The sequence below is a fragment of the Paenibacillus sp. OT2-17 genome, assembly GCF_009827695.1.
Lineage (GTDB): Bacteria > Bacillota > Bacilli > Paenibacillales > Paenibacillaceae > Paenibacillus > Paenibacillus polymyxa_B.
This window is the reverse complement of record NZ_WUDQ01000169.1, coordinates 1-7165: the sequence shown is the minus strand read 5'-3', so window position 1 is coordinate 7165 and position 7165 is coordinate 1. Positions and strand designations below refer to the sequence as shown.

Genomic DNA, 7165 nt, shown 5'->3' with positions numbered 1-7165 from the left:
AGGATGATTACCGGGTATGTCGTGAAAATGGTGTTGAATTCATCAACGTGGTGGATCTCCAAGGTAACTATGTAGAGGAAATCACTGATTTTGCAGGCCGTTTTGTGAAAGACTGTGATGTAGATATTGTTAAAATGCTGTCCGAAAAAGGTTTGCTGTACAGCAAGGAAAAATACGAGCATAGCTATCCGTTCTGCTGGCGCTGCGATACTCCATTATTGTACTATGCTATGGACAGCTGGTTTATCAAAACAACTGCGATCAAGGATCAACTGATTGCCAACAACAGCGAAGTCGAATGGTACCCGGGGCATATACGTGAAGGACGTTTTGGCAAGTTTTTGGAGGAACTGGTGGATTGGAACATCAGTCGCGATCGCTATTGGGGTACACCGCTAAACATCTGGGTTTGTGAAGAAACTGGAGAACAGTTCGCTCCACATAGTATTGCTGAATTGAGGGAACGTGCGATTGGCGTTGTACCAGCGGACATCGAGCTGCACAAACCATATGTAGATGATATTAAGGTTCGTAGCCAATGCGGTAAATACGAGATGACTCGTACACCGGAAGTAATCGACGTATGGTTCGATAGTGGCTCTATGCCGTTTGCACAGCATCATTATCCTTTTGAAAATAATGAAACGTTCGAGCAGCAATTTCCTGCAGATATGATCTGCGAAGGGATTGACCAGACTCGTGGCTGGTTCTATAGCTTGCTTGCGGTTTCGACTATGCTGACTGGCAAAGCTCCTTATAAAGCTGTCATGGCGACAGGCCATGTACTGGATGAGCAGGGGCAGAAAATGTCTAAATCCAAGGGTAATGTTATTGATCCGTGGGAAGTGATTGACGAGTACGGTACAGATGCTTTCCGCTGGGCATTGCTGTCTGATAGTGCACCATGGAATAGCAAACGTTTTTCCAAAGGCATTGTAGGTGAGGCTAAATCGAAGCTGGTGGATACGCTTGTAAATACACACGCTTTTCTGACTTTGTATGCGGATATCGACGGATTTGATCCGGCACAGCATCCGTTCAAACCATCGGCTCATAAGTTGGATCGTTGGATTTTGTCCCGTCTGAACAGCCTCATTTTGGTAGTGGACAAAGCGCTGGCTGTAAATGACTTCCTGAACTCATCTAAAGCAATTGAATCGTTTGTTGATGAGCTGAGCAACTGGTATATCCGTCGTTCACGCGACCGATTCTGGGGCAATGGTCTTACAGAAGATAAGCTGGATGCATACCGTACACTGACCGAAGTGTTGTTAACGACTGCCAAACTGCTTGCGCCGTTTACACCACTGCTTGCAGAGGATATTTACCTCAACCTAAGCAACGGGGAAAGTGTTCATCTGGATGATTATCCGACTGCCAATGAGTCCTTGATCGATTTGGAACTGGAACGAGATATGGAAACGGCACGCCGTGTCGTTGAATTGGCGCGTAACGTCCGCAACGAAACGGGTTTGAAAACGCGTCAACCGTTGTCCGAGTTGATTCTGTCCATGGATCAGGACTTTGAACTGAGTGGCTATGAGGAAATCATCAAAGATGAGATTAACGTGAAGCATATTCATGTTGAGACGGACGATAGCGGCTTTGTAGATTTTACACTGAAACTGAATTTGAAAGTAGCAGGCAAGAAATACGGCAAAAATGTCGGTTTCCTACAAAACTTTTTCAAAGGAATGTCTGCTGAGGATACCCGTTCTGTTGTAGAAAAAGGAGTGTTAAACGTCGCTTCTCCAGAAGGTGAAGAGCTGCAAGTTACGGCCGGAGAATTGCTGGTGGAGAAAAAAGCGAAAGAAGGCTTCGCTTCTGCTTCCGGTTATGGCTTAACGGTAGCGTTGAACACAGACATTACGCCAGAGCTGGAGCAAGAGGGTTGGGTACGTGAAGTGGTTCGTGCGGTACAGGATTATCGTAAAAAACTGGATCTGCCGATTGAAAAGTATGTGGCGTTGACGTTGGATGTAGATAACGAGCTGCGTCAGGCCATCGAAAGCTTCGATTCTGTGTTGCGTGAGAACGTATTGGTTACTACTGTGACATTTGGTCAAGCCGAACCGGCAGAACATGTGGATGTGAACGGTAAAACCATCGGCGTTCATATTGGAGAATAATAACAAGCCCCCTGTCCCATAATACAATAACAGGCAGCATATAAAAACGAGCCTAAGCATTGGAAACGGTTTTTCTCCGTTACGTGCTTCGGCTCGTTTGCTGCGTTCAGGGCAGCCATGGGAAAAGGGGGATTGTGCATATGACGGCACGATCAAGGCGTAGACAGGGGAGAAGTCTCCGAGGGATGAACGGAGAGGTAGCTGCCGTAGCCGCAGATAAAAGCAAAACAGGTAATCAGGCAGAGCAATTAAGTCGTGTTGAAAAGCTGATACGTGCTGTGTCAGAGCAGATGGAACGGACACGTATTGCAGATTATGCTTTGCTGCTGAATAAGCCTTGGCGATTACTCTGGCTAAATCTAATATCAGGCGTTTCCCGGGGAATCGGCATCGCGCTAGGTTTTACTTTTTTTGCCGCTACCATTATTTATGTGCTGCAAGTGCTCGGAGCGTTGAATTTGCCGATTATCGGTGATTATATCGCTGATATTGTACGGATTGTACAACGACAATTGGAGCTTACTACCTATTAGGCAGCGATCTCCACTTTGATGTTCACGATTCGTCTTCGTGCGTATCCGGCTCCAGTAGACCTTCGCCCTCGCCATCTTCGATATAACGCTGATAAATGGAACTACGAATAACGGAAACATTTTGTCCATAAATGTCAGTAGCAACAAAGCTTTCGTATGGTTCTACGAAGCCCATATTATCGTCGCCTGCTTCAATTTCCATATCATCATAACTGTGGATTTCTCCACTTTCGGCCATGGCTGGTGTGTTAGAGGTACCCCAATTTTCGACGATCTGCCAGGCATCTTCACCGTCGAAGCCGTTTTGATCATCACGCTCATCCAGACTTGTTCTGCCGAACGAGGGAGCGAGAAATTCTTCCTCCACTGGGCGGCGGTTAGACACTTCTGTTTCGGGACTGTACTCTTTACAGTAAATGGTATAGGGAACAGCCAGTAGGCGTTCATAGGGAATGGGTTTACCGCTGGCGGCACAAATGCCATACGTCCCCTTTTCCATGGCCATCAGAGCTGATTCGATGCGTTCTAATTGGAATTCGTCGTGCTCCAGTAAGGAAATATCCTTGGCTCGCTCGTAGGTTTCAGTAGCCAGATCTCCTGGGTGGTTATCAATAGGAGAAAGCTCGCCGGTTTGATCGCGTTGGGAATCGCCGAGTCCGTAATGGCCGTTGTCCTGCAAACGATGCTCAATTTCTTTTTTGCGTTCCAGCAGTTCGTTACGCAAGCCCTGCAATTGTTGCTCTGTCAATGGGGACATGGAATCCTCTCCTTGTTCTAGGTTTACATGCGCATGCGTTGTGTCGAGTATGCTCCTTGTAGTTTGCACCGGGAAGGCCTCTTTTACATAGGAAATTCTAATCAAATGCAGTGGAGTTCATTTTATAGATGATCTGTACTTGATAGCTTGCGGGTTTCGTGGACGATCTGAGAACGCTTATGCTACAATAAATGGGTTCAACAACGGATATAAGCGGATCGGAGTGACGAAGGACTGTGATTTATTTTGGTATTGCGCTAATTATTTTTTTGATTGATCAGGGAGTCAAATATTTGGTGGCTACGCGGATGGAATTGTACGAGCAAATACCAGTCATCGGCAATTTCTTTTTAATCACCTCCCATCGTAATCGTGGAGCCGCTTTTGGGATTTTGGAAGGTCAACGTTGGCTTTTTATCGTGATTACAATTGTAGTGGTGATCGGTATCGTCTGGTACCTGCGAAAAACAGTCAAGGCTGGACAAAAGCTACTTCCTGTTGCGCTAAGTTTGGTGCTGGGGGGAGCAGTCGGTAACTTTTTGGATCGGGCTATTTCAGGTGAAGTGGTTGATTTTGCGCAATTCAATTTTGGAAGCTATACGTTCCCGATTTTTAATGTGGCAGATTCGGCGATTGTCATCGGTGTAGCACTGATTATTTTGGATACATTGCTGGAATCGCGTCGGGAAAAAGGAAATGGCAATGATAGCATTGAAGGGAAGTCATAGCATGAGCGAAGTGAATGAAAACGGCGAAGCCGCAGGTCTGTCTTATGAAGACGAACTGGAGAGTGAATCTCTGGAATGGACAGCGGATTTCGTGGATGCCAAAACACGTATAGACAAATATATCGCCGAAGAAATGAAGGAAGTGTCTCGTTCTCAGATACAGCTGTGGATCGGAAATGGTCGGGTGTTGGTGAACGGTACGGCGATCAAGGCGAACTACAAGCTGGCTGAAGGAGATCGTATTGTATTATCGGTACCGGAGCCAGAAAGTGTAGATATTGTACCGGAAAATATTCCGTTGGATGTCGTTTACGAGGATTCGGACGTTATTGTTATTAACAAGCAACGTGGTCTGGTCGTGCATCCTGCACCGGGACACTCTTCGGGAACATTGGTTAACGCACTGATGTACCACTGCCACGATCTTTCCGGCATCAATGGGGAATTACGTCCTGGTATTGTTCACCGTATTGATAAGGATACATCAGGACTGCTGATGGCGGCTAAAAATGATCAGGCTCACGCATCACTTGCAGCACAGCTTAAGGACCATAGTGTGACTCGGAAATATATAGCCTTAGTTCACGGTCATTTGAGCCACGATCAGGGAACGGTAGATGCTCCGATTGGCCGCGATTCGGGTGATCGCAAATTGTTCACAGTGACGGAACGTAACAGCAAGCATGCAGTCACCCATTTTCTCGTCATTGAACGGTTGGGGGATTATACCCTGCTTGAACTTCAATTGGAAACAGGACGCACACACCAAATTCGTGTTCACATGAAATTTATTGGACACCCATTGGTTGGCGACCCTATGTATGGACGTAGTAAAGGGGTTCGTATGGATGGTCAGGCGCTGCATGCGGCGGTACTGGGTTTTAAGCATCCATCCACTGGAGAGTACATGGAATTCAACAGACCGATCCCTCCTGATATGGAGGATGTGTTAGCATCCTTGCGTAGTCGCTAAAACAATGACAATTTGCATTCCTATTCACAAACCTGAATAAATTATTAAGTTAAACCGCCTAAATGGCGGTTTTTTTATTGTGGGATAAGGTATGGGTAAAAACAACTATGGATAATTATACAATGAAGTTGTATAATTATTAGAGTGCTTCCGGTGGTTCCGGTTGAACGGGTGTTGACACACGATTTTCAATCTGTCATACTTCTCGTAGTTGCGATGAACTTTGTCCAAGAGATGGCTAACCATCTCACACTATGAGAAGCAGGACAAAGGAAATCCTGAATAGCACCTTTAAATCAGTCCCGTGAGGCTGGCAAGGTAACGTGAATGGATCACTGATCAGTGCATCCGCTGCGGCGGTATGTCTTCAGTGTGTCCGAGAGATCGGAGAACAGTAGAAGACTGTTCACACGAGACTCCTTGCCAAACTTGGGCAAGGAGTCTTTTTTGTATCCGAACACGGGACCAGGTCTGAAGGGAACATCACCTGAGGAGGCTGGAAGCATGAGTAATGAAACACATGTACTGATGGATGAAATTGCGATTCGTCGGGCATTGACACGGATTGCACATGAAATATTGGAGAAAAACAAAGGTATTGACGATTGTGTGCTAGTAGGTATTCGAACGCCTGGCTGAAAAAATTGCTGAGATTGAAGGCGCACCAATTCCATGGGGAGAGCTGGATGTTACAGCCTACCGGGATGACCGGAGCAGCGTAGCCGAAGCTAAAGGAAATGGAAAAGAGCTTTTGATGAATCCTGCTGACGTATCGGTTCATGATAAGAAAGTCATTCTCTTTGACGATGTGCTGTATACAGGCCGCACCATCCGCGCGGCGATGGATGCATTGATGCACTGCGGACGACCGCAAATGATCCAGCTGGCAGTGCTAGCGGATCGCGGACACCGTGAGCTTCCGATTCGTCCGGATTACATCGGCAAGAACATCCCGACCTCCAAATCTGAGGAAATCGTAGTAGCCCTTCAAGAGACGGACGGTAAGGACGAAGTGACAATCATTCAGAACCGGGGGGAACAGCTATGATCACAACAGCCAGTCAACTTAAAGAACGTAGCCTGCTCGGGTTAAAGGAACTTAGCCGAAATGAAATCGAGTCCATTCTGGATCGCGCTCATTATTGGGAGTCTCAACCAGAAAAACTGGTTCCAGTACTGCAATCACGCTTTGCGGCCAACATGTTTTTTGAAAACAGCACTCGCACCCGCTTTTCTTTTGAAATGGCAGAGAAGCGGCTGGGCGCTCAGGTTTTGAACTTTTCCGCTGCGGCTTCCAGTGTGGAAAAAGGGGAGTCCATTTACGATACAGTACGTACGCTCGAATCCATGGGCATTGACGCAGGAGTCATCCGGTTAAAACCAGCCGGGGTGCTGCAAGAGCTCGCTGAGAAGGTCAGTGTCCCACTGGTTAATGCGGGGGACGGCAACAATGAGCATCCAACGCAGGCTCTGCTGGACCTGTACACCATGCGCAAAACTTTCGGTGAGCTTAAAGGCTTGAGAGTATCCATCATAGGAGACATTCTGCACAGCCGTGTCGCTCGCTCGAATCTGTGGGCCTTGCAAAAATTCGGAGCCAAGGTTAGCTTCTGCGCTCCTGATAATATGCAAGCACCTGATCTTGCGGCGTACGCGCCTTATGTTCCGATGCAAGAGGCACTACAGGCGGACGTGGTCATGATGCTTCGGGTACAGCTGGAACGGCATGCTGAAGGGATGTTGCGCTCAGCGGATGAGTATCGAGAGCAGTACGGTTTGACAGAAAAAAGAGCAGCGAACCTGAAGCCCGGAACGATTATCATGCATCCAGCTCCAGTGAATCGGAATGTGGAAATTGATAGTGCAGTTGTGGAAAGCGAACAATCGCGAATTTTTCCGCAAATGGCAAACGGAGTTCCGATCCGCATGGCGGTTATGGAACGGGCAATGAAGCTGTAGAAGCTGTCAATTGGATCGTAGGAAAAAGTTGCAGAAAACTGAGCGGAGGAATATTTCAGATGAAACAATTAATAATGAATGCAAGC

General features: G+C 47.0%; 6 protein-coding genes and 1 pseudogene. 6 read left to right on the top strand and 1 reads right to left on the bottom strand.

Features of this window, described 5'->3' with window-relative positions; translation table 11 throughout:
• The coding region (locus GRP75_RS16260; protein ID WP_160789811.1) for a class I tRNA ligase family protein at nt 1–2129 on the top strand (2129 nt) is incomplete at its 5' end.
• A 140-nt stretch (nt 2130–2269) separates the two neighbouring features.
• Nucleotides 2270–2662, top strand: a complete 393-nt coding sequence (locus tag GRP75_RS16255; RefSeq protein ID WP_237449074.1) for a DUF5665 domain-containing protein — start codon at nt 2270–2272, stop codon at nt 2660–2662.
• 22 nt (nt 2663–2684) lie between these two features.
• Here GRP75_RS16255 and GRP75_RS16250 read toward each other — a convergent pair whose 3' ends face one another.
• The gene (locus tag GRP75_RS16250; protein WP_025718631.1) at nt 2685–3419 is read right to left on the bottom strand and encodes a TraR/DksA C4-type zinc finger protein; all 735 of its coding nucleotides are present in this window, start codon (nt 3417–3419) and stop codon (nt 2685–2687) included.
• Nucleotides 3420–3655: 236 nt separating this feature from the next.
• Between GRP75_RS16250 and lspA the strand changes: the two genes are divergently transcribed.
• The 4 genes and pseudogenes from lspA (at nt 3656) to GRP75_RS16230 (ending at nt 7079) form a co-directional block, all read left to right on the top strand.
• The gene (lspA, locus tag GRP75_RS16245) at nt 3656–4147 is read left to right on the top strand and encodes a signal peptidase II (RefSeq protein ID WP_023989430.1); all 492 of its coding nucleotides are present in this window, start codon (nt 3656–3658) and stop codon (nt 4145–4147) included.
• A gap of 1 nt (nt 4148) precedes the next feature.
• On the top strand, nt 4149–5120 hold the full coding sequence (locus GRP75_RS16240) for an RluA family pseudouridine synthase (protein ID WP_160789810.1): 972 nt from the start codon (nt 4149–4151) through the stop codon (nt 5118–5120).
• 504 nt (nt 5121–5624) lie between these two features.
• Nucleotides 5625–6168 (top strand): annotated as a pseudogene (pyrR, locus tag GRP75_RS16235) (bifunctional pyr operon transcriptional regulator/uracil phosphoribosyltransferase PyrR).
• Nucleotides 6165–7079: an aspartate carbamoyltransferase catalytic subunit gene (locus GRP75_RS16230; RefSeq protein WP_023989427.1), complete on the top strand. Its 915-nt coding sequence runs from the start codon at nt 6165–6167 to the stop codon at nt 7077–7079. Before pyrR ends, GRP75_RS16230 begins: the two are co-directional and overlap by 4 nt.
• Nucleotides 7080–7165: the final 86 nt, after the last annotated feature.

Coding starts and splice junctions, on each gene's coding strand:
- GRP75_RS16255 (WP_237449074.1), top strand. CDS start 2,270: ATGACGGCACGATCAAGGCGTAGACAGGGGAGAAGTCTCCGAGGGATG.
- GRP75_RS16250 (WP_025718631.1), bottom strand. CDS start 3,419: ATGTCCCCATTGACAGAGCAACAATTGCAGGGCTTGCGTAACGAACTG.
- GRP75_RS16240 (WP_160789810.1), top strand. CDS start 4,149: ATGAGCGAAGTGAATGAAAACGGCGAAGCCGCAGGTCTGTCTTATGAA.
- GRP75_RS16230 (WP_023989427.1), top strand. CDS start 6,165: ATGATCACAACAGCCAGTCAACTTAAAGAACGTAGCCTGCTCGGGTTA.